We start from the raw sequence: 19,321 nt of genomic DNA, 5'->3' as shown, positions 1-19,321 counted from the left end.
AGGTCGATCGACACCTATCGGCCTGCTTTTGTCGTATTCGGCTGGGCTTCGAACTTTTCGTAGTCCCTAGCCAGAACCAAGACCCATCTCCTGGCGGACATACCGTCAGGAGGCGCAATCCAACGGGTATCGAGAACATCTGATTCCAGTGGATTCACAATCCACTCCGTCAATATCTCGGAATGCGTGGCGAGCGACCTCGGCGGCTCCCTTCCACCGACGTCGAACAACCCGGCACCTGCCTGGATGTACATGGCGTCCATGATCTGCGCGATCATGTCCGACGCCTTGAGCACCGTTGTGGTTGCCGCACTGTCGACATCCACAACCTCCGGGAATCGCTTCACCAGCAGACCGTGTATGCCCCCTAAACGCTTCAGGTCCAAGCGCGCTCGAACCCATGTCTCGGTCAACATCCACGTGATGCCCAGCGCGATCAGCAACCCCGCCACCGATACGAATTGCACGCCGGCGCCGGACCAGATCCCCGACTCGAGTGCGTTCGCCCCACGCACCGACTCGACCAGCATGACCACGACAACAATCAGCAGAATCATCGAACCCACGACGATGAGTCCGATTCCGCGGCCCAACGGCGCCCACGCAACGTGCCGCAGTCCGGTCGAGATAACCAACGCCAGCGCGACAACCACAAAGAGCAAAGCCGGCATCGGATAACCGACGCCCACGGAAATCGACACAAGCAAGCCGACCGTATACAACACGATTGCCACGACGCGCATCGCAGAACGCGTCATCACAGGCCACGCAGACACCGCGCCAACCGCGCTTGCTGCCGACAAGAACACCCACAACACGACAACAACCATCGCTGAAAAGTGCTGATCAGGCGCAATTCTGTCCACGATGTCCCACACCCCGGGGACAAGCACCGTAGCCATCAACGCAACACCGAATCCGGCGATAACCATGGCCGTACGCAGCGGCGTGGCAACTCGCGCCACCACGCGCCCAAGCCTTGCACCTGCTGCAATCCACACCACCAAGGCAATTGCCCAAGCGATCATCCGATCGCCTCGTCGTACCGCAGCACCGACAACGGCGTCCCACGACCGCTCATCGTCTTCAACCTCATCAACAGCATCGACGCAAAGGTCTCCGCTTCCCACTCTGCAAGGTCATCCATCGGCACCGGCTCGTTGCGGCGCAGCGATCGCTGGCTGAGCATGTACGCGATCAGATCATCGCTGGCTTCCAACGTCGCCTCCGCGATCTCCGCCCCTTCATGCCGAAACACGATGTGCCCCAACTCATGTGCAAGAGTTCGCTCGACATTGGGTAAGCCCGGTGCCAGAACGATAACGTCATGATCGTCGAACGCGCGCCGTTGACCGCACACACCCGTCGCCAACGGAGTCTGCAGATCGATCTCGATCGGCCGCTCACGCTCGAGCGCCACAGCCTCCACCACCGTCAACAAATTCACCGCCTCCGACGACGCAGCAGCATCACACACCGCGTCCACCGCAGCAAGAACTCGACGATGCGAACGCCTGTTTGTCGGCACTGTCCTACACACCTCTTCCTGATCGGGGTGCCAGGAACTCAGCCCGCGCCGCTGCCAATCGAGCCTTCTGCATCGAAGCGCCCCTGAACGTCAATGCGCCTGCACCCGCCGCAACCAACGTCATTCCCGCGAGGCCACCTACCACCGCAGCAGCATTCTGAATTGGTGGCAATCCTGAGGTGAAGACCACCGGGAAAGCTTGCGGGTCGTCACTTTGTGCCGAAGCCGAGGAATTCGGGCCATCCGTTTGCACCGCAGCAGCGATCGGTGCCGGTGCAGCCAAGATTTGAGGTGCTGCCGGTGTGGCGGCGCCGCCTACGCCGCCGGACGGCCCGGACACCGGCGACCCACTTTCGGCGGACGGGCCCTGAGGATTTTCCGGTCCGGCCGGAGCCGCCGCCACCGAAGTTTCGCTGGACTGTTCTGAACTTGTAGTTGCCTCAGCACTTGTCGACACCTCAGTCGAATTGCTCGGCTCCCCGGGTTCCGTCGAGTCTGTCGTCGTTACGACCGGATCGGTAGTCGTGGTCGTCACTTCCGGATCCGTCGTCGTGGTCGTCACTTCCGGATCCGTGGTCGTCACTTCCGGATCCGTGGTCGTCACTTCCGGATCCGTCGTCGTGGTCGTCACTTCCGGATCCGTGGTCGTGGTCGTCACTTCCGGATCAGTGGTCGTCGTTACGACCGGATCAGTAGTCGTGGTCGGGACCTCTGGTTCAGTCGGGTCCGTCGTCGTCACTTCCGGATCAGTAGTCGTCGTCACAACGGGATCGGTCGTCGTGGTTACGACTGGACTCGTCGTCGTGCAGTGGTGGTGGCAACCACCGCATCCGTTGCCCCAACCATTGCCGTTGCCGTTGTTGCCGCACCCGTTGCCGCACCCGTTGCCCCAACCATTGCCGTTATTGCCGCAGCCGTTATTGCCGTTGCCGTTATTGCCGTTGCCGTTATTGCCGTGTTTATCCAAGGCATCAGCACTGGGAATGTCGGTGGCGTCGGTGACGGTGGTGTCAGCGCTGTCATCGCTGTTTTCACCTGCACCGGGTTGAGCCGAAACGACAGTCGGAAATACAGAAATAGCGAGGAACCCCGCACCCGTCAGGCACAAGACAGCTACAAGCGCCATGACTAGCCGTCGTGGCTGGCTCATCAAATTCCTCCCGACAAAAACGTTCTAGCTGCATGCACAGGCGCAGCGACACAGTGAGATTATCGTCGCGACGTCATGGTCGTTACATGTCCAGAAAATAACTGGCCCCCCAAGGATCATGCCTCAACCGGTTCGAAACCGGGTTCGGTGGGCCCCAACGGCTGTATGAAACTGCACACACCCGCACATTCTTCGCGAGTCGAGGCGATTTGTCGACCGACCGGTCTGTAACAAAACAGGTCCCTCAGCGCTAGCTGAAGGACCTGATCGGTAACTGATTACTGGATGGAGCTGATTACGTGGTGGAGCTGAGGGGAATCGAACCCCTGACCTCTTCGATGCGAACGAAGCGCGCTACCAACTGCGCCACAGCCCCTTGCCACCGCCCGAAAGCGTGTGCTCGGCAACTCTAGCAGGACCGAAGTCCGAGCCTCGAGTTACCCGCCTCCGAAAACGATGGACGTTTTACTGACCCGATGCGCGTCGCATTTCCGACTGCATCGGCACTTCCTCGTAGTGATCGAGGTGGTCGAACGCCGGGTCTCCGTCGTCAACTTCCAGGACTACTGCGCCCGGTCGGCGCAGACGAGAAGGAATCAGGCGCAATTCCTCGTCTGTGTGTGATTCGACGCCCAGACGTGAACGGTTGAGCCGTTCAGTGCGACGGCGGCGAATTTCCTGCTCGATGCGCACTTGCCGGCGCAGATATGCCAAGTAGCCGACGAGACCGGCAAACGACAAGGCACAGAGCCACCACACCAGGGGCGAGACGATCAGCGCGAGTGCACCGGCCATGATCGAGACGAAGGCAAGTCCGAGAAGGGTGCGCTGGCGAAACGTGTAGCGCGCTTCTCGGGCGACGGCATCGGCTTCGGGATCGAATCCACCGCGGCCGCGTCGGACGGGCACGAACTCCCTGACCGGGGCACGGCCACCGCTGTAGTCGCTGTCTTCTGCGTGAGTGTCCATCTGGTCCTCCGCGTCGTAGCTGCTGCGCACTGGTTCTGGTTGCCAGTTCGGATCGCTTCGATGTCCGGCTGCCGGTCCGCGTCGCACAGGATTGCTGTCGCCGCGGTGAAGTACGCGAGTCGCAAGAGCCGCTTCGCTGGTCTGACGGATCCGGGGGCGCTTGTTCACGAGCATGGGCACGAGCACGAACAACCAGACGGCCACGAGCCCGATCCACACGAATGAACTAGGCATGCCGCGACCTCCTCCCGATCACCTACCAGCACCTATGCCAGCCGTTGATGAATCAAGGTTAACGGCCGACCGGCTCGCATCGTTGCCGACGCGCCGAACCCCACCTTACTCATGTGTCACACGCGTACCGAACCGAACTGACCGATCCGCCGGAATTTGTCGGAGGAAAAGTTGAACTCGCAATGACCCGGCCTAGCAATTTTGATGACAATTCGGGCGGTAACTACCTTTTAACTAGGGACTTCATACCCAAGACGCACGACCGGAGCGCACAAGCCGATCCACAACTGTGGTGGGAATCTCTTCAATCGTCATCCCCACAAGCACATGATCGCGCCACTGCCCGTCGACGTCGAGGTACCGGCGTAGGAGTCCCTCTTCACGGAAGCCGACGTTGTGGAGCACGGCGCGCGAGGACGAATTCTCCGGACGAACAGTTGCCTCGACACGATGCAATCCCACCTGCGAGAAGGCATGGTCCAACGTGAGCGCCACCGCAGCTGTCGCCACACCACCACCCGTGACATCCGACGCAACCCAATAACCCACCCAAGCGGAACGCAACGCGCCGCGAACGATGTTGCCGATGGTGATCTGCCCGCAGTAATTGCCGTCCAGCTCGATCACCCACGGAAGTATCCGGCCTTTGCGCGCCTCGGATCGAAGACTTCCGCACAACGACGGCCACACGGTGATGTGATGCCGGGCATCCCACGGCGATTCACCGGTAGGTTCCCACGGCTCGAGATGCTCTCTATCCCGAATGCGCAATCTGCTCCACGCGGACGCGTCGCGCAACCGAATCGGCCGGACGGTGACCACACCGGCAGCCACACGAATCGGGCCCAGCTTCTCGGGCCATCCGGGATGGACTGACATCACACCTCATTCGGTTGGAAAGTCGAAGCGGCGCACCGGAAGTGAGCCAGCCGTGACTCAGCCACGTTGGGCGAGAAATGCGACGTCGACTTCTTCACCGATCTGCACTTCGGTGACATCCCGGTCGACGAGTACCAGGCAATTTGCTTCGGCCAACGTCGCCAACAGGTGGGACGACGCGCCCGCGGCGCCACCGAGAGCCTGGACCAGGTACTCCCCCGTTGCCTCGTCGCGCATCAACTGCCCACGAAGGAATCCTTTACGGTCCGCGATCGACGTAATCGTTCCCACCGTTCGGGCCTTCACGATGCGACGCATCGGCTGGCGACGACCGAGCGCGATCCGGATGAGCGGCCTGACCATGACCTCGAACACCACGAGCGCACTGACCGGATTCGACGGGAGCAGGAAGGTCGGTACCTCGTCACGCCCGAGCTGACCGAACCCTTGAACTGATCCCGGATGCATCGCGACCCGCTCGACCTCGAGCGTTCCCAGTTCGGACAGCGCATCGCGGACCTCGTCGGACGCTCCACCGCCGACAGCTCCCGCGATGACCACGATCTCGGATCGGATCAATTGCCCCTCGACAACCTCTCGCAACCGGCGAGCATCCGATCCGGAAATGCCAACCCGGTTGACGTCGGCTCCGGCGTCACGAGCAGCCGCAGCCAGGGCATACGAATTCACGTCGTAAACCTGGCCGGGTCCCGGAGTTCGGTCGATGTCGACCAGCTCGCCCCCGACGCTGATGACCGATAGCCGCGGACGCGGATGCACCAGAACTTTGTCACGGCCCACTGCCGCGAGAAGTCCGACCTGGGCAGCGCCGATGATGGTTCCCGCCCGAACAGCGACATCGCCCGGTTGCACGTCGTCACCCGCGCGTCGTACGTAATCTCCTGAGCGCACCGGCGCAAAGACTCGCACGCGGGCGCGGCCACCGTCGGTCTGCTCCAGCGGGAGAACCGCATCGGCCAACGTGGGCAGCGGCGCGCCGGTGTCGACGCGCACAGCTTGCCGTGGCTGTAGCCGGATCGGCTGACGCGAACCGGCCGTGACCTCACCGACGACAGGCAGGCTCAAGTCGATCGGCTCGCCGTCCTCGCCACGCAGATCCGTGCCGGCACCCGCAACATCGACGCTACGGACTGCGTATCCGTCGATGGCAGCCTGATCGAACCCTGGCAGGGGCCGCTCGGTGACCACTTCCTCGGCACAGAGCAACCCCTGTGCCTCCGAAATGGCGACACGAACCGGCCGGGGCGCAACTGCAGCGGCTGTGACCCTGGTCTGCTGCTCCTCAACCGACCGCATATGGACTGCGTCCTCCTACTTTGTCGCGAAACTCGTGTTACCCGCAGCCCATGATGCCTTGCCACACGATTGGCCGGTCATCTCGATCCTGCGTCAACTGCTGTGCGGAGATGTCCGAACTATCCCTATCGTTCGAGACGAGCAACCAACCACTCTCGCAACGACGGGCCGTAGTCATCCATGTCCAGTGCGAAGTCAACCGCAGCGCGGAGGTAACCGCCGGGATTTCCGAGGTCGTGTCGAGTACCGCGATGAACGACGACATGCACGGGGTGGCCTTCGGAGATGAGAAGCGCGATGGCGTCGGTCAGCTGCAATTCACCACCGGTTCCGGGCTTGATGCGTCGCAGTGCGTCGAAAATGGCGCGATCGAGCAGGTATCGACCAGCGGCAGCAAACGTGGACGGCGCATCCTCCATAGCCGGCTTCTCGACCATCCCGATGACCTTGAGCACGTCGGGGTTGGTAGCGTCCGGCACGATTTCGACGTCGAAGACGCCGTATGCGCTGACTTTGTCCTTGGGAACTTCGATGGCGCACAAAACCGAACCGCCGCGCTTGGCGCGTACCTTGGCCATGGTTTCGAGCACACCTCTAGGCAACACGAGATCGTCGGGCAGAAGAACCGCGATCGCATCCTCGTCGTCGTCGAGAACAGCCTCGGCGCAACCGACCGCGTGCCCCAAACCGAGTGGCTGATCCTGGATCACGGAGTCGACTTCGAGGAGTCCGGGTGCCTTACGCACCTTGGCCAGTAGAGCGAGCTTTCCACTCGCTTCCAGCTTGCTTTCGAGGACAAGATCCTCGACAAAATGCGCGACAACCCCGTCTTTGCCGGGCGAGGTCACGATGACCAGGCGCTCAGCGCCGGAATCGGCGGCCTCCCCGGCAACCAGTTCGATACCCGGTGTGTCGACGACCGGCAGCAATTCCTTGGGAACGGTCTTGGTGGCCGGCAGGAAGCGGGTACCCAATCCGGCAGCAGGAACCACGGCCGTACGAAAGGCCTTCTTGTTGCTAGCGACCACGTCTGTCATGCCAACACCCTAACGGCAGCTTGTTACCCGATGGTCAGCACGATGCATATCGTGAAGTGGTGGAACCTCGAGAAAAAGAGCAATGGCGACAAACAGTGCTGGCCGGGCGGCGTGCGATATCGGAGCAAACTCGGAGCACCGAATCGTCGGCACTCACGGCACACTCGCTTGATCTGACAATCCCGGGGACGACTGTCTGCGCCTACGTTCCGACCAGGACCGAACCTGGAACCACTGACCTGCTGGACGCGCTGGCAGCCGTCGCAGATCGCGTTCTCCTGCCGATCACCGGCGCACCCGGCCCGCTGTCCTGGGTCGAGTACACAGGTGTCGACGCACTTCGCCCCGCTGCGTACGGGCTACGGGAACCCGTCGGACCGGTACTACCACCGGAAACGATCGCGCTCGCCCACACTGTCTTCGTCCCGGCCCTCGCCGTGGATCGCCGAGGCACTCGGCTGGGACGCGGCGCCGGGTACTACGACCGCACGCTGGGATTGGCGTCGCCGACTGCCAGGCTCGTCGCGGTAGTTCGCGACTCGGAGCTCGTCGAACAGCTCCCCGCAGATCCGCACGACATTCCGATGGGCTGGGCGCTGACCCCGACTGCGGGTTGGACCCGACTGGACCGATGAGGCGGCCGCCACCATTTCTCGCGCAGTGGGAATAGACACGTAATTAGCGCTGTTGGCACTGTCACTTGTAGAGTGCTAAGGGCTGCGGTGTCAGAACTGGCTCGACAGCACTCGCCAGCCCTGATGAAGCACTTAGATCACAATGCGGAGGAAGCCCGGTGCCTACCTACTCATACGCATGTACGGAATGTGACAACCGTTTCGACATCGTCCAGTCGTTCAGCGAAGATTCGCTGACGGTCTGCCCAGCCTGCTCCGGCAAGCTCCGCAAGCTGTTCAACTCGGTGGGCATCGTGTTCAAGGGCAGCGGTTTCTACCGCACCGACAGCCGAGGTGGCTCCAGCACGGCCAGCGAACCCGCCAAGAGCGATTCCGCTCCGGCCGCAAAGTCCGAGTCGTCGACCAAGTCCGAGTCGTCCTCTTCGTCGACCAGCACTCCGGCTCCGGCAAAGGCTGCAGCCAGCTAGTTCGAGCACGACTTTCTCCACAACCGCGAGGTTGTCCACAGGCAGATAACGGTAGGGCCGAAAAGCACGCTTTCGGCCCTACCGTTCGTCTATGCCACCACCATCACCGTCCGGGCTGTTCCGCGCACGATCTCGGAGTCACGGCCGATCCAGACCGCAGAATTTCGGTGAAGTCGACCTCACGCCCAGCGTCGTCGACCGCTTGGTTGCGATTGCAAAGCCCAACCGCGCACGAGGCTCGGCAGTTCGAAAAATCGCCGCACTCACTCTTGCCGTGCTCGGAATAGCGCTGCTGTTTCGCGGCGATCCTGACTCCGATACCGTCCGGGTTGTCACCGCGGCCCGCGATGTCGCTCCCGGACAACTTGTCACCGACGACGACCTCGGAATCAGCGAGTTCTCTGCCGATCACCTTCCCGACGGGACGCTTACCGAGTTCGCCGACGTTGTGGGCAGCACCGTCGCCGGGCCTGTTCGCCGCGGAGAAATCGTCACAGACGTCCGAGTTCTCGGGTCGCGTCTGGCCCGTGAGTCCACGGGAACCGACGACGCGCGAATTGTCCCGGTCCGGCTAGCGGATGCCGCAGTTTCGGACATTGTCCGTAGCGGCGACATTGTCGATGTGCTCACAGTTGAGCCCGACACTCCGAACGAGCAGACAAACGACAACAAACCCACGATTCTTGCGTCGGGCGCCGTTGTTGTCATGGTCACCGCTGCGGAAAGTACACGTAACCAGCAAGAACAGGTGATCATGCTGGCATTGCCCACCGAGGCGGCTACTCGCGTCGCGGCCGCATCACTGGTCAACGCCATCACCGTGACGTTCAAGTAAGCAAACACATTGATGCTTGCTCCTTTAGGATTTTTGCATTCGGCTCTCTCCAGAGAGCCGACACGTTCATCTCACACACAATTCGGGGGACACCGAAATGCTCAAGGGATTCAAAGACTTCCTGCTCCGCGGAAACGTGCTCGACCTGGCCGTTGCAGTGGTCGTGGGCGCAGCGTTCACCGCGATCGTCACGGCCTTCACGTCGAACATCATCAACCCACTCATCGCCGCCATTGGTGGATCCGACGAATTGGGCTGGGGAAAGGAGATCATTGCCGGCAATCCCGAAACTTTCGTCAACATCGGTGCCGTGGTCACCGCGATCATCAACTTCGTCATCATCGCGGCAGTTGTCTACTTCGTGCTGATCGTTCCCGCGAACGCGGCCAAGAAGAAGTTCGTCACCGAACCCGAGGACAAGGAAGCCAGCGAAACCGATCTGCTCATCCAGATCCGCGACATCCTCGCTTCCGGTGTAACCGACCCCGACTCCGGCGCCCACGCCAAGAGCTTCGACTAGCGTCCACCTGACAGATCAGGCCCGCCCCGGACATTCCGGGACGGGCCTGATCTGTCTGATGCGTCAACCGCCGTGATGCGGCGGAACCTGCCTGCGTAACCACTCGTCATCCGACGAACGGGAGGATCCTTGCGGATCACGCTCGTCGGACGTCGTCTCCGGGAACACATCCCCGAAAATGCGCGCCAAAGCCTCTTTGTCGACAGGCTTCTTTTCTGCGCTCTGTTCGTCGGACAACTTCTACTCAGCCCTCGAGGCTGGACAGTTCGGCGATCACATGGCCCGCCAAAGCCGTCAACGTTGCCATGCCGTCACGGATCGCGGGGCGCGTCGACGCCAAATTGGCGACGACGGTGCTGCCCGAGACACCGACCAAGCCGCGGGACAAGCCCGCTTCGAGCGATCCTGCGGACAACCCGGACGCCCGCAGCGCCTCGGCAATTCCCGGGATCTCCCGATCGAGCACCTCAGCCGTCACGTCCGGTGTCACGTCGCGCGGTGACACTCCGGTACCGCCGACCGAGATCACCAAGTCGACACCACCGATCACCGCGGTATTGAGAGCGTTCCGGATTTCCACCTCGTCGGCGGCAACTGCAACCGTCGCGTCGACGTGAAAACCTGCTTCGTTCAGCAGTTCCGTAACCAACGGACCGATGGAGTCGGTGGTATCACCGTGAGCGGTGCGATCGTCGACGATGACAACCAGGGCGCGGCCGGCCGATGTGGCTTCGAGTTCCATGACTCCTACCGTAGTGCCGCGCCCCGAATCAGTTGCGGTCCGGCCGAAGATCGGGGTGATCGTCGGCCGGTCGCCAACTGTCACCGCCCACCTTGCGCCGGGGCGGTTCCCAGCGTGACGTCGACGGTCTTCTGCTGGCCACCGTCGGTGTACGTGATCGACACGGTGTCGCCGGGAGCGTGCGACCGCACTGCCGCGATGAGCGAATCACCGTCTGCGACAACACGATCGTCGACCTTCGTGATGACGGCACCCTTCGGGATTCCGGCCTTGGCTGCCGGACCGTCAGCGGTGACGTCCATAACCGTCGCACCATCCGCGTTGTCCTGCGAGGGCACCGTCACGCCGATCATGGCCTGAGTGGCCTTGCCGGTTTCGATCAACTCGTTGGCAACACGCCTGGCCTGATCGATCGGGATGGCAAAGCCGAGTCCGATCGACCCACCCTGCGTGCCCGACGAGGCTCCCAGTGACGCGATGGCCGTGTTGATACCGATCAACTGTCCGTCCATGTTGACCAGTGCGCCACCCGAGTTACCCGGGTTGATGGCCGCGTCGGTCTGCAGGGCATCGATAACCGTGTTCTGGTTGCCCGACTCGCCGCTGGTGGACACCGGTCGATTGAGCGCCGAGATGATGCCCTCGGTGACCGTTCCGGCCAGCCCCAACGGTGAACCGACTGCAACAACCTGCTGACCGACCACTACCTCGGCCGAATTGCCCAGGTCGATCGGCGTCAGATCATTGCGACCCTCGACCTTGATGACGGCGATATCGGAAACCGGATCGGCACCGACCAGGGTTGCCGATGCCTTGCTTCCGTCGGAGAACGACACACTCAACTGCGCACCGGAGGCGCCGGCAACGTGATTGTTGGTCAGGATGAGACCGTCGGAGGACAGAATCACGCCGGACCCTTCACCGCCGGAGCCCTGAGCTGTGGCCACCTCGATCTGGACCACACTGGGCACGACCTTCTGAGCCACGGCCTGCACCGAACCGGCCGGTGCGTTGGACGTGTTGGTTGCTGTCGGCTTGGCAGCGTTGAGCGAATTGGTGACGGTTCCGCTGCCACCGTTGTTGTCTGCCACAATCGCGCCGACCGCACCGCCGACGCCGCCGCTGACGAGCACCAGTGCAAGCGCGCCGGCTACCAGTGCCATGCGCTTCGACTTCGGCTTGGCCGGTTCGGGATCAGCGTTGGGTCCGCGCAGCGCAGCGGGGATCGGTCCGCCGGGTCCGCCGGGTCCGGCAGCGCCACCTGGTCCGGCGGGGCCGGCCGGGCTCGCTGCACTCTGATAGGGCGACTGCTGCTGGTGAGCAGCCTCATGTGCGCCGTAGTGCTGCCCGAACGACTGCGTGGGCTGCTGCCCGTAGCCCGGCGCCTGATGCTGCTGGGTCGGGTAAGGCTGCTGCTGCGTCGGGTAAGCCTGCGTGGGGTTCTGCTGGGCAGGATTAGGCTGGGCAGGATTCTGCTGGGTCGGGTAAGCCTGCGTCGGCTGGGGCTCGTTGCCTGGCTGCTCGGGCCGGTCAGGCCCAGTGTTACGGTCCTCGGTCATCGGCTCGCTTTCGTCTCGGTGACCACCGTATTGGTTGGTCACAACTCTGTTGACTACAAGACTGCCTTGCGCTGCTGAGAAGCCGCTGAGACTCACCTGTCACTTTGCCCAGAGTTTGCACCGATAATTCTGTGCACCCTGCTCACTTTTCGAAAAGCACTCTCGCTGAACACATTACCCACGGTGTCCAGTTATTCGGCGATCGGACCCGGCTCCCCGGGAAGCACGATCCGAACCAGTGCCCCACCACGATCGGATTCCTCGATCGCAATGGTGCCACCGTGCTTGATCACCACCTGGCGCACTATCGCAAGTCCCAGACCGGATCCCGGCATGGAACGCGCAGCGGTGGACCGGTAGAAACGATCGAACACCAACTCCCGATCTTCCTCCGGAATGCCCGGTCCCGCATCACTGACGGTCAATTCCAACAGTCCTTGACCGACTGGGCGCATCTCGACGCGCACCTGCTCGCCCTTGGGACTCCATTTCGCAGCGTTGTCGAGGACGTTGAGTACGGCACGCGAGAGTCCCGCTTGATCGCCGTAGACGAACCACGGCGTTGTCACGGCCTCGAATTCAATTTCGTTGCGGCGTCGACGCGCACGTTCGAGTGATCGTTCGACGACGTCACTGACATCAACGCGCTCGTACACCGTTTCGGGTGCGTCTTCTCGCGCGAGGTCGACGAGGTCACCGACAAGAGTCGACAGCTCTTCGATCTGTGCAACCACGTCGGCTCGCAGTTCCGCCATGTCCTCGTCCGGAATTTGTGGTGCCCCTGGCCGGCTCGACGCGATCAGCAGCTCCATATTGGTGCGGAGCGACGTCAGCGGTGTGCGCAGTTCGTGACCGGCGTCGGCGACGAGGCGACTCTGTCGTTCCCGGGATTCGGCAAGTGCCCGGAGCATGGTGTTGAAGCTCTCGGTGAGGCGCGCCAGTTCGTCGCTGCCGGATACGGGGATCTGCGTCAGATCGTCGGTTCGGGCAACGCGTTCGGTGGCATCCGTCAACCGGGCGATAGGTCGTAAACCTGTGCGCCCCACCGTCGTACCGGCTACCGCGGCAAGTATGACGCCGCAGCCGCCGACGACAAACAGCACCCAGGCAAGTCGATCGAGTACTGCGACGGTCGGCTCCAACCGCTGCGCGATCACCAACGTGCTTCCGTCGTGGGTTCGTTGCGCCAGCACGCGCTGGCCTTCGACGGTCCGCAGTGACGACTCGGCGGTGCCCCGCGCGACGGCGAGTTCGGGTTCGCCGATCGGCACGTCGGAACCGGGCGGCTGATACGTATCGAGGTTCGAAAAGACGAGGGCCACACTGATATCGGTGGTGTACAGGGTGGCACCGGTGATGTACCGCGGATCGAAACGCACGATGTTGCTGTCGATGAGAACCGATGCGCGAGTGCGTAACTGGTGATCAACGTCGGCGTACAGCGCACGTGAGACCACCGCATAGGCAGCGATGGCCATGACGGCGACGGCTACCGCAACGACGGACGCGGCCAGTAACGTAACTCGCCATCGCAGCGACACCGATCGGGTCAACGGCATGGGCGGGCGCATCCCGGCCGCCGAGCCGTTCGATGTGGGAGAGGTCTTCGGCTCCGCGTTCTTGCCGAAGGGTGCAGCGATCACGGTGGTGTCTCCCGCAGGACGTAGCCGACACCGCGCACGGTGTGAATCAGCCTCGGTTCGCCGTCGGCCTCGGTTTTACGACGAAGGTAGCCGACGTAAACCTCGAGAGCGTTGCCGGAGGTCGGGAAATCGTATCCCCACACCTCCTCGAGAATGCGCCCACGGGTGAGGACGCGACGTGGGTTGGCCATCAGCATTTCGAGAAGCGAGAACTCGGTTCGGGTGAGACTGATGGATCGCTCGCCTCGCCGAACCTCACGGGTCACCGGGTCGAGGGTGAGATCCTCGAAGGTCATCATCTCGGAGTCTGCGTCAGGATCCGGTGCGGTTCGCCGGAGCAGCGCGCGCAATCGGGCCAGCAGTTCTTCGAGTGCAAAAGGCTTGGGAAGGTAGTCGTCGGCACCGGCGTCGAGACCGGCGACGCGTTCGCTGACGGAATCGCGGGCAGTGAGCACCAGGATCGGGAGATCGTCGCCGGCGCTGCGCAGCCGGCGGCACACTTCGAGTCCGTCGAGGCGCGGCATCATGACGTCGAGAACCACGGCGTCCGGCCGGTTCGCGAGGATCTTCTCGAGCGCGTCGAGTCCGTCCACCGCCAGTTCGACCGTGTAGCCGTTGAAGCTGAGCGAGCGCCGGAGCGACTCGCGAACCGCCCGGTCGTCGTCGACCACCAAAATACGCATACCGACAGTTTGGACTGAAGTGCTGAGATAGGGCTGAGAGGGTCCCGTTCGGGAGGTTCGGCGTGTCGCGGTCAGTCTTCAGTGCGGCGTGGTCCCGGCAGGCTCCAATGACGCCACAGCGCAAGCAATCTGAAGACGGCGGCAAACGCGGTGCCGACCACAAGCGCACCGTTCGTGGACAACCCCCACGCCGAGACTGTGACCACCAACGCAGCGCCGAGGAGCGCCGGGACGGCATAGAGGTCCTTGTGGAGCAGCAAGGGCACCTCGTTGACGAGGACGTCTCGGATCACGCCGCCACCGATCGCCGCGGTGGCACCGATCAGCGTGGCAGCCAGTCCGCTGGCGTTGTTCTCGAGGGCGATGACGGTTCCGGTGCTGGCAAACAGGCCCATGCCCAGTGCGTCGAGCGCCAGAATTTCTCGGCGCAGGCGGTTGAGCGGCTCGTGCAGGTAGAACACCGCAAGGGACGTGAGGGCGGCCGTTCCGAAGTACGGCCAGCTACTCAGCGAACTGGGTGGGTGGACGCCGAGTAGGACGTCGCGGACGATACCGCCGCCGATGCCGGTGAATACGCCCACCGAGCACACCCCGAAGATGTCGAGACGCTTGGTGACGCCCACCAGAGCACCGGAAGCGGCAAACGCCACGATGCCCACCAGTTCGAGGATCGACAGCAGCACCGGCCAAGGATCGCACGGTCAGAGCCGCTGAGGGTCGATCACCCCGAGTCGAACTGCTTTGACCAACCGTCGGGGAACCTTGTGGGTGTGACCGAAGGCGGTGACCTCGACCAGATCGGGCGGCGTCGCTTTCCACTGGGACCGTCGACTACGTGTGTTGGAGCGGGACATCTTCCGCTTGGGAACAGCCATCAGCGCGCCGTGCGCTTTCCGTAGCGACGCTCGAACTTCTCGACGCGGCCAGCGGTATCCATGACGCGTTGCGCTCCCGTCCAGAACGGGTGCGAGTCGCTCGTGACGTCGACAACCAGCAGCGGGTAGGTGTTGCCGTCTTCCCATTGGGTGGTTCGGTCACTCGTCACGGTGGAACGGGTGAGGAAGCTCTTGCCGGTGCCGGCGTCCTGGAACACCACGGGGTGGTAGTCGGGGTGCAGTTGCTTTTTCATTCGTTTGCCTCTCGGATCGATTCGGTTTCTGCGTAGGGTGATTGGGATTCGTCGCATGGGTCCTCGTGGAACTCGCCGAACGGGTCGTCCCAGTCGGACCACGATTTTTCGTCGGCCAGTTCCTCGTCGGTGACCAGCGCATGTTGCAGCGTTCGGTCGATCTCGAGGGGGTTGGCGTCGCACACCAGCACCACCATCGAGGTGTCGCGGTCGCCGAAACGGTCGTCCCATTTCAATGCGGCCAGTGCGCGTCGCTCGACCGGCACGCCCTCCAGTTCCTCGGGAGTCATGGCCGCCAGCCACGTGTCTGCGCTCGCAACCCGTAGGCCGCCGCCTGCGGATTCCAGCCAGAGCGCTTCCCCGGGTTGCGTCGCCACCCACACTCGCCCGCGCGAGCACACGACGCCGTCGAGCAGGACGTCGATCGCGTCATGTAGACGTCCGGGGTGGAACGGGCGGTTGGCGGTGAACTCCACGAGCATCACGCTGCTGTCTTCCTCGAGCGGTGGCTGGAAACGCAGCAGCGGTGAGTGAGCGTCGGCAAGTTCGCCGCGTCTGGAATCCTCGGGCACTGCGAGGAGCACCTTCTCGATGTCGCCGCCCGCATCGACGACGGGCGCCCGGGGCGCAAGCCGAGCCAGGACAGCCCGCAGACGCGTGTGTTGCCAACTGTCGATATCCGCCATCCCCTGCACGACAAGTGCGTCGGCGAACTCGACCTGGCCGACAACCACCTGAGCCAGTGTTCGATCGTCGTCGAGGGCTTCGTCACTGAGGGCGTCCGAAAGCCAGCTTTCGGCGTCGATGCACGTCACAACGGCGTCGACGCGAACATCTCGCTCGGCCGGACCGTCCAGTTGGCCGACGACTCCGGCCACCACGACGTGCTCGATCGCCCAGCACAGCGCTTCGGGTTCGAGTTGCGGGTCCAGCAGCACGACGATGCGCGCAACCGAACTGCGAGCGTGTAACCGACGCAGCAGCGGTAGCAAATCCTGGCTGAGCGTGCAGGACACGCAACCGTGCGCGAGTTCGAGGATGGTCTCCCGTTCCGAGACCGTGTTGCCGGCCACTGTCGTTCCGGTCACTGTCGTCCCGGCCACTGTCGTGATTGTCCGTCGCACTACTCCTTCGCGGACGTGACTCAGGTCGTGATGCACCAGCACTGTTCCGGCCCGCAGTAGTGCGCGCGCGGTCGGTGTGGTGGTTTCGCTCATGCCGGCAACCAGGACCAGCGGAGTCCTGCCGTCCAGGATCGTGTTCACAGCGCGCCCTTTCTGGGAATGATTGTCATTACCGAGACTGGACGCTACATTGATCTCACTCCATTGTCGAAAACGATTGTCATCTGCAATTAGAAAGGAACACCCATGTCGTCTCGCTGCCAAGTGACCGGACGTGTGCCGGGATTCGGAAAATCCGTCTCGCACTCCCACAAGCGTTCGAATCGCCGCTGGAATCCGAACATCCAGCGCAAGACGTATGTATTGCCGAGCGAAGGGCGTCGCGTCACCCTCACTCTGTCCACGAAGGGCATCAAGACGATCGACCGCGACGGCATCGAATCCGTCGTCGCCCGAATCCGCGCACGCGGCGAGAAGATCTGAGCTGATGGCCCGCAACGAGATCCGGCCGATCGTGAAACTGAAGTCCACCGCAGGCACCGGCTACACCTACGTGACCCGCAAGAACCGTCGCAACGACCCCGATCGACTCGTGCTGAAGAAGTACGACCCGGTGCTCCGAAAGCATGTCGATTTCCGAGAAGAGAAATAGCCGTGGCCAAGAAGTCGAAGATCGCCAAGAACAACCAACGACGGGTCATCGTCGAGCGATACCGCGAGCAGCGGTCCGCCCTGAAGGAGACGATTCGCTCCCCGAAAAGCTCCCTTGAGGAACGCGCACGGGCCCAAGCGACCCTGCAACGTCTACCACGCGACGCGAGTCCGGTACGATTGCGCAATCGAGACGCTGCGGATGGACGTCCGCGCGGCCACCTGCGGAAGTTCGGGCTATCCCGGATTCGCGTGCGAGAAATGGCGCACCGTGGGGAACTGCCTGGCGTACACAAGTCGAGCTGGTAAGGAAGTCGGATGGCAGTCAAGCGTTCACCGTCGAAGAAGCCACGCCCCGTAGAGGGACGTAAGCCCAAGAAGAACCCGTTGTTCGCAGCGAAGATCACGCATGTCGATTACAAGGACATCAACTTGCTTCGCACGTTCATCTCGGACCGCGGCAAGATCCGTAGCCGCCGCGTCACGGGCCTGACCCCGCAGCAGCAGCGTCAGGTCGCCGTTGCAGTGAAGAACGCACGCGAAATGGCGTTGCTTCCCTTCACCGCCGCACGGTAGTCACACGTAGAAGACCGGAAAGGCCGCGCAGTCACTCGACTGCGCGGCCTTTTTGTTGCCCGGACTAAGATTCCTGAAGTTATTCGGTCCAGCTGAGAGGTGCCCGCAGCGTGTCGGGAGTTATTGCGGGTTTCACCGTTATTTTTGTTGTCATCGCGGTCGGCTTTCTCCTCGGTCGCCTCGGCACGTTGGGCAGCCAAGGCCAATGTGTTCTCGGCCGCCTCGTCTTCTTCGTCGCAACCCCCGCGCTGCTGTTCACGACCCTCGCGTCGTCCGATCTGTCGGTGATCTTCTCGCCTACGTTGGCGGTCGCGTCGGCCACTGCCTTTGCCGTCGGCGCCTTGTACGTAGTGATCGCAAAACTCTGGCTTGGTCGACCGCTTCCCGAACTGACCATCGGCGCGCTGTCCGCGTCGTACGTGAACTCGGCGAACCTCGGTATCCCGATCGCAGTGTTCGTCCTCGGTGACGCAACGTTCGTGGCGCCACTTCTGCTGTTCCAGATTGTCGTGTACTCCCCCATCGCGTTGACGATCCTCGATCTCACGGCATTGCGGGGCGAAGCCGAAAAACTGTCACTGATCGACACTGTCACCGCTCCGTTCAAGAACCCGATCGTGCTCGCAGGTGCGGCGGGCTTGATCGTCGCGTTGATCGGCTGGGTGCCACCGAGACCGCTGATGCAGCCGTTCGAATTGATCGGGGCAACCTCGGTACCCGGCGCCTTGCTTGCCTTCGGCCTGTCCTTGTACGGCGTGCGCGTGCTCGAGAAAGGCTCGAGTCCCCGCCGGGACGTGGCGCTGGCGTCGACGCTCAAGATCGTCGTCCAACCGGTGCTCGCCTATCTGATGGCGCATTACCTGCTCGGCATCGACGGTCATCAATTGTTTGCGATCGTCGTCGTGTCCACCTTGCCGACGGCCCAGAACGTTTTCATCTACGCGAGCCGTTACCGTCGCGGAATGGTGTTGGCCCGAGACAGCGCATTTGTCACCACTTTGGCATCAATTCCGGCAATCGCGCTGGTCACGGCGCTACTCGCATGACCAGGGTTACGGTGGATGCATGCGCGTAATCACCCTCGCCGTTCTGGCCGCCCTGGCATTGGCGGGATGTGCCATCGGCACGAGTACCAATGCCGGCGTCGGGACCCCGAAAGTGCTTGCAGCGCAGGGTGCTGTTCCCGCCGATTGGGCACGAGAATCGCCTGTCCCCACGGAGGTCGACGACACAGATATCGGCACGATGTTCGAGGATCGGCCGGACATCGTCGGCGCCGGGGAGACCATGTTCGAGTCGTGGTCGGAAGTGGACGAGAACACCGTTGCCGTTCATTTCGTGACCGGAACGCCGGAATGTTACGGCGCGTATACAACTCTCGACGAGACGGACGACGCGGTGGTCATCACGCTCCACACCGGTTCTCTGCCCGAAGCTGCGGACAGGATGTGCGTTCTTGTGGCCGTGTTCGGTTCCCTCGATGTGCATTTGAGTAGACCGCTCGGCGATCGCGTCGTGGTCAACGGATAGTCGCACGCCTTTTCGTCACAACTTCTACGGGTTGACACTCCGTTTTGTCAGGTGTGGCGTGGATCTCTTCGCGGCAGACTGTGAGCAGTCACCCGTTCACTGTTCACGCGTCG

27 protein-coding genes and 1 tRNA gene are annotated in these 19,321 nt (G+C 62.6%); 11 read left to right on the top strand and 17 right to left on the bottom strand.

The window, feature by feature from the left end; all coding sequences use genetic code 11:
- Positions 1-14: 14 nt before the first annotated feature.
- The 3 genes from RG2_RS18685 to RG2_RS18675 are packed head-to-tail and all read right to left on the bottom strand — an operon-like array spanning position 15 to position 2,291.
- Complete coding sequence (locus tag RG2_RS18685; protein WP_033234243.1) at positions 15-1,028, bottom strand: hypothetical protein; 1,014 nt, start codon at positions 1,026-1,028, stop codon at positions 15-17.
- Positions 1,025-1,486, bottom strand: a complete 462-nt coding sequence (locus RG2_RS18680) for an ImmA/IrrE family metallo-endopeptidase (protein WP_045069236.1) — start codon at positions 1,484-1,486, stop codon at positions 1,025-1,027. Before RG2_RS18680 ends, RG2_RS18685 begins: the two co-directional genes overlap by 4 nt.
- A 46-nt stretch (positions 1,487-1,532) precedes the next feature.
- Positions 1,533-2,291, bottom strand: a complete 759-nt coding sequence (locus RG2_RS18675) for a hypothetical protein (RefSeq protein ID WP_133637973.1) — start codon at positions 2,289-2,291, stop codon at positions 1,533-1,535.
- A gap of 51 nt (positions 2,292-2,342) precedes the next feature.
- Between RG2_RS18675 and RG2_RS31555 the strand changes: the two genes are divergently transcribed.
- Entirely contained in the window at positions 2,343-2,660 is a 318-nt protein-coding gene (locus RG2_RS31555) for a hypothetical protein (protein WP_155276681.1), read from the top strand.
- A gap of 318 nt (positions 2,661-2,978) precedes the next feature.
- Here RG2_RS31555 and RG2_RS18670 read toward each other — a convergent pair.
- The 5 genes from RG2_RS18670 to RG2_RS18650 all read right to left on the bottom strand — a co-directional run bounded on the left by RG2_RS18670 (position 2,979) and on the right by RG2_RS18650 (position 7,114).
- Positions 2,979-3,054 (bottom strand) — tRNA-Ala (locus RG2_RS18670).
- Positions 3,055-3,143: 89 nt separating this feature from the next.
- Positions 3,144-3,881: a divisome protein SepX/GlpR gene (sepX, locus tag RG2_RS18665; RefSeq protein WP_033234241.1), complete on the bottom strand. Its 738-nt coding sequence runs from the start codon at positions 3,879-3,881 to the stop codon at positions 3,144-3,146.
- Positions 3,882-4,124: 243 nt separating this feature from the next.
- Positions 4,125-4,760 carry a GNAT family N-acetyltransferase gene (locus RG2_RS18660; RefSeq protein WP_033234240.1) on the bottom strand — a complete coding sequence of 212 codons (636 nt, stop codon included), beginning with the start codon at positions 4,758-4,760 and terminating at the stop codon, positions 4,125-4,127.
- Positions 4,761-4,817: 57 nt separating this feature from the next.
- A complete protein-coding gene (gene glp / locus RG2_RS18655; RefSeq protein ID WP_033234239.1) occupies positions 4,818-6,077 on the bottom strand; it encodes a molybdotransferase-like divisome protein Glp in 1,260 nt (419 codons plus the stop codon).
- Positions 6,078-6,202: 125 nt separating this feature from the next.
- Positions 6,203-7,114 (bottom strand): UTP--glucose-1-phosphate uridylyltransferase, encoded by a 912-nt coding sequence (locus RG2_RS18650; RefSeq protein WP_033234238.1) that lies wholly within the window; start codon positions 7,112-7,114, stop codon positions 6,203-6,205.
- A gap of 59 nt (positions 7,115-7,173) precedes the next feature.
- Between RG2_RS18650 and RG2_RS18645 the strand changes: the two genes are divergently transcribed.
- The 4 genes from RG2_RS18645 (at position 7,174) to mscL (ending at position 9,571) form a co-directional block, all read left to right on the top strand.
- Positions 7,174-7,749, top strand: a complete 576-nt coding sequence (locus tag RG2_RS18645) for a 5-formyltetrahydrofolate cyclo-ligase (protein WP_033234237.1) — start codon at positions 7,174-7,176, stop codon at positions 7,747-7,749.
- A gap of 158 nt (positions 7,750-7,907) precedes the next feature.
- Positions 7,908-8,216, top strand: coding sequence for an FmdB family zinc ribbon protein (locus RG2_RS18640; RefSeq protein ID WP_033234236.1), 309 nt, complete (start codon positions 7,908-7,910; stop codon positions 8,214-8,216).
- 91 nt (positions 8,217-8,307) lie between these two features.
- The gene (locus RG2_RS18635; protein WP_033234235.1) at positions 8,308-9,051 is read left to right on the top strand and encodes an SAF domain-containing protein; all 744 of its coding nucleotides are present in this window, start codon (positions 8,308-8,310) and stop codon (positions 9,049-9,051) included.
- Between the two features lie 97 nt (positions 9,052-9,148).
- Positions 9,149-9,571, top strand: coding sequence for a large conductance mechanosensitive channel protein MscL (gene mscL, locus RG2_RS18630; RefSeq protein ID WP_033234234.1), 423 nt, complete (start codon positions 9,149-9,151; stop codon positions 9,569-9,571).
- Positions 9,572-9,634: 63 nt separating this feature from the next.
- Here mscL and RG2_RS31860 read toward each other — a convergent pair whose 3' ends face one another.
- From RG2_RS31860 to mrf, 9 genes are all read right to left on the bottom strand, one after another.
- Complete coding sequence (locus RG2_RS31860; protein ID WP_165826316.1) at positions 9,635-9,808, bottom strand: hypothetical protein; 174 nt, start codon at positions 9,806-9,808, stop codon at positions 9,635-9,637.
- A gap of 7 nt (positions 9,809-9,815) precedes the next feature.
- Positions 9,816-10,313 (bottom strand): MogA/MoaB family molybdenum cofactor biosynthesis protein, encoded by a 498-nt coding sequence (locus tag RG2_RS18625; protein WP_179300869.1) that lies wholly within the window; start codon positions 10,311-10,313, stop codon positions 9,816-9,818.
- Between the two features lie 80 nt (positions 10,314-10,393).
- On the bottom strand, positions 10,394-11,872 hold the full coding sequence (locus RG2_RS18620; RefSeq protein WP_072782610.1) for a S1C family serine protease: 1,479 nt from the start codon (positions 11,870-11,872) through the stop codon (positions 10,394-10,396).
- 191 nt (positions 11,873-12,063) lie between these two features.
- Positions 12,064-13,443 (bottom strand): HAMP domain-containing sensor histidine kinase, encoded by a 1,380-nt coding sequence (locus RG2_RS18615; protein ID WP_202025801.1) that lies wholly within the window; start codon positions 13,441-13,443, stop codon positions 12,064-12,066.
- A gap of 68 nt (positions 13,444-13,511) precedes the next feature.
- Entirely contained in the window at positions 13,512-14,198 is a 687-nt protein-coding gene (locus RG2_RS18610) for a response regulator transcription factor (protein WP_033234232.1), read from the bottom strand.
- A 71-nt stretch (positions 14,199-14,269) separates the two neighbouring features.
- Positions 14,270-14,881 (bottom strand): trimeric intracellular cation channel family protein, encoded by a 612-nt coding sequence (locus tag RG2_RS18605; RefSeq protein WP_033234231.1) that lies wholly within the window; start codon positions 14,879-14,881, stop codon positions 14,270-14,272.
- Between the two features lie 18 nt (positions 14,882-14,899).
- Positions 14,900-15,073, bottom strand: coding sequence for a 50S ribosomal protein L32 (rpmF, locus tag RG2_RS18600; RefSeq protein ID WP_033234230.1), 174 nt, complete (start codon positions 15,071-15,073; stop codon positions 14,900-14,902).
- On the bottom strand, positions 15,073-15,327 hold the full coding sequence (locus tag RG2_RS18595; protein ID WP_033234229.1) for a type B 50S ribosomal protein L31: 255 nt from the start codon (positions 15,325-15,327) through the stop codon (positions 15,073-15,075). Before RG2_RS18595 ends, rpmF begins: the two co-directional genes overlap by 1 nt.
- Positions 15,324-16,592: a ribosome hibernation factor-recruiting GTPase MRF gene (gene mrf, locus RG2_RS18590; protein ID WP_230590132.1), complete on the bottom strand. Its 1,269-nt coding sequence runs from the start codon at positions 16,590-16,592 to the stop codon at positions 15,324-15,326. Before mrf ends, RG2_RS18595 begins: the two co-directional genes overlap by 4 nt.
- A 105-nt stretch (positions 16,593-16,697) precedes the next feature.
- Between mrf and rpmB the strand changes: the two genes are divergently transcribed.
- The 6 genes from rpmB (at position 16,698) to RG2_RS18560 (ending at position 19,208) form a co-directional block, all read left to right on the top strand.
- The gene (rpmB, locus tag RG2_RS18585) at positions 16,698-16,934 is read left to right on the top strand and encodes a 50S ribosomal protein L28 (protein ID WP_033234228.1); all 237 of its coding nucleotides are present in this window, start codon (positions 16,698-16,700) and stop codon (positions 16,932-16,934) included.
- A 4-nt stretch (positions 16,935-16,938) separates the two neighbouring features.
- Positions 16,939-17,103 (top strand): 50S ribosomal protein L33, encoded by a 165-nt coding sequence (gene rpmG, locus RG2_RS18580; RefSeq protein ID WP_003946358.1) that lies wholly within the window; start codon positions 16,939-16,941, stop codon positions 17,101-17,103.
- Positions 17,104-17,105: 2 nt separating this feature from the next.
- Positions 17,106-17,411 carry a 30S ribosomal protein S14 gene (rpsN, locus tag RG2_RS18575; RefSeq protein ID WP_033234227.1) on the top strand — a complete coding sequence of 102 codons (306 nt, stop codon included), beginning with the start codon at positions 17,106-17,108 and terminating at the stop codon, positions 17,409-17,411.
- 9 nt (positions 17,412-17,420) lie between these two features.
- A complete protein-coding gene (gene rpsR / locus RG2_RS18570) occupies positions 17,421-17,678 on the top strand; it encodes a 30S ribosomal protein S18 (protein ID WP_003946414.1) in 258 nt (85 codons plus the stop codon).
- A gap of 110 nt (positions 17,679-17,788) precedes the next feature.
- Positions 17,789-18,724 (top strand): AEC family transporter, encoded by a 936-nt coding sequence (locus RG2_RS18565; RefSeq protein ID WP_033234226.1) that lies wholly within the window; start codon positions 17,789-17,791, stop codon positions 18,722-18,724.
- A gap of 19 nt (positions 18,725-18,743) precedes the next feature.
- Positions 18,744-19,208, top strand: coding sequence for a hypothetical protein (locus RG2_RS18560; protein ID WP_033234225.1), 465 nt, complete (start codon positions 18,744-18,746; stop codon positions 19,206-19,208).
- Positions 19,209-19,321: the final 113 nt, after the last annotated feature.

Source organism: Rhodococcus globerulus NBRC 14531 (genome assembly GCF_001894805.1).
GTDB classification, from domain to species: Bacteria; Actinomycetota; Actinomycetes; order Mycobacteriales; family Mycobacteriaceae; genus Rhodococcus_F; species Rhodococcus_F globerula.
This window is presented reverse-complemented; position numbering and strand designations above follow the sequence as displayed.

Bases quoted from the DNA above. Each gene is read 5' to 3' on its own strand.
- sepX (WP_033234241.1), bottom strand. From the start codon at position 3,881: ATGCCTAGTTCATTCGTGTGGATCGGGCTCGTGGCCGTCTGGTTGTTC.
- rpmF (WP_033234230.1), bottom strand. From the start codon at position 15,073: ATGGCTGTTCCCAAGCGGAAGATGTCCCGCTCCAACACACGTAGTCGA.
- rpmG (WP_003946358.1), top strand. From the start codon at position 16,939: ATGGCCCGCAACGAGATCCGGCCGATCGTGAAACTGAAGTCCACCGCA.
- RG2_RS18620 (WP_072782610.1), bottom strand. From the start codon at position 11,872: ATGACCGAGGACCGTAACACTGGGCCTGACCGGCCCGAGCAGCCAGGC.
- RG2_RS18595 (WP_033234229.1), bottom strand. From the start codon at position 15,327: ATGAAAAAGCAACTGCACCCCGACTACCACCCCGTGGTGTTCCAGGAC.
- RG2_RS18685 (WP_033234243.1), bottom strand. From the start codon at position 1,028: ATGATCGCTTGGGCAATTGCCTTGGTGGTGTGGATTGCAGCAGGTGCA.
- RG2_RS18650 (WP_033234238.1), bottom strand. From the start codon at position 7,114: ATGACAGACGTGGTCGCTAGCAACAAGAAGGCCTTTCGTACGGCCGTG.
- mscL (WP_033234234.1), top strand. From the start codon at position 9,149: ATGCTCAAGGGATTCAAAGACTTCCTGCTCCGCGGAAACGTGCTCGAC.
- rpmB (WP_033234228.1), top strand. From the start codon at position 16,698: ATGTCGTCTCGCTGCCAAGTGACCGGACGTGTGCCGGGATTCGGAAAA.
- RG2_RS18615 (WP_202025801.1), bottom strand. From the start codon at position 13,443: ATGCGCCCGCCCATGCCGTTGACCCGATCGGTGTCGCTGCGATGGCGA.
- glp (WP_033234239.1), bottom strand. From the start codon at position 6,077: ATGCGGTCGGTTGAGGAGCAGCAGACCAGGGTCACAGCCGCTGCAGTT.
- RG2_RS18635 (WP_033234235.1), top strand. From the start codon at position 8,308: ATGCCACCACCATCACCGTCCGGGCTGTTCCGCGCACGATCTCGGAGT.
- RG2_RS18625 (WP_179300869.1), bottom strand. From the start codon at position 10,313: ATGGAACTCGAAGCCACATCGGCCGGCCGCGCCCTGGTTGTCATCGTC.
- RG2_RS18660 (WP_033234240.1), bottom strand. From the start codon at position 4,760: ATGTCAGTCCATCCCGGATGGCCCGAGAAGCTGGGCCCGATTCGTGTG.
- RG2_RS18610 (WP_033234232.1), bottom strand. From the start codon at position 14,198: ATGCGTATTTTGGTGGTCGACGACGACCGGGCGGTTCGCGAGTCGCTC.
- rpsR (WP_003946414.1), top strand. From the start codon at position 17,421: ATGGCAGTCAAGCGTTCACCGTCGAAGAAGCCACGCCCCGTAGAGGGA.
- RG2_RS18560 (WP_033234225.1), top strand. From the start codon at position 18,744: ATGCGCGTAATCACCCTCGCCGTTCTGGCCGCCCTGGCATTGGCGGGA.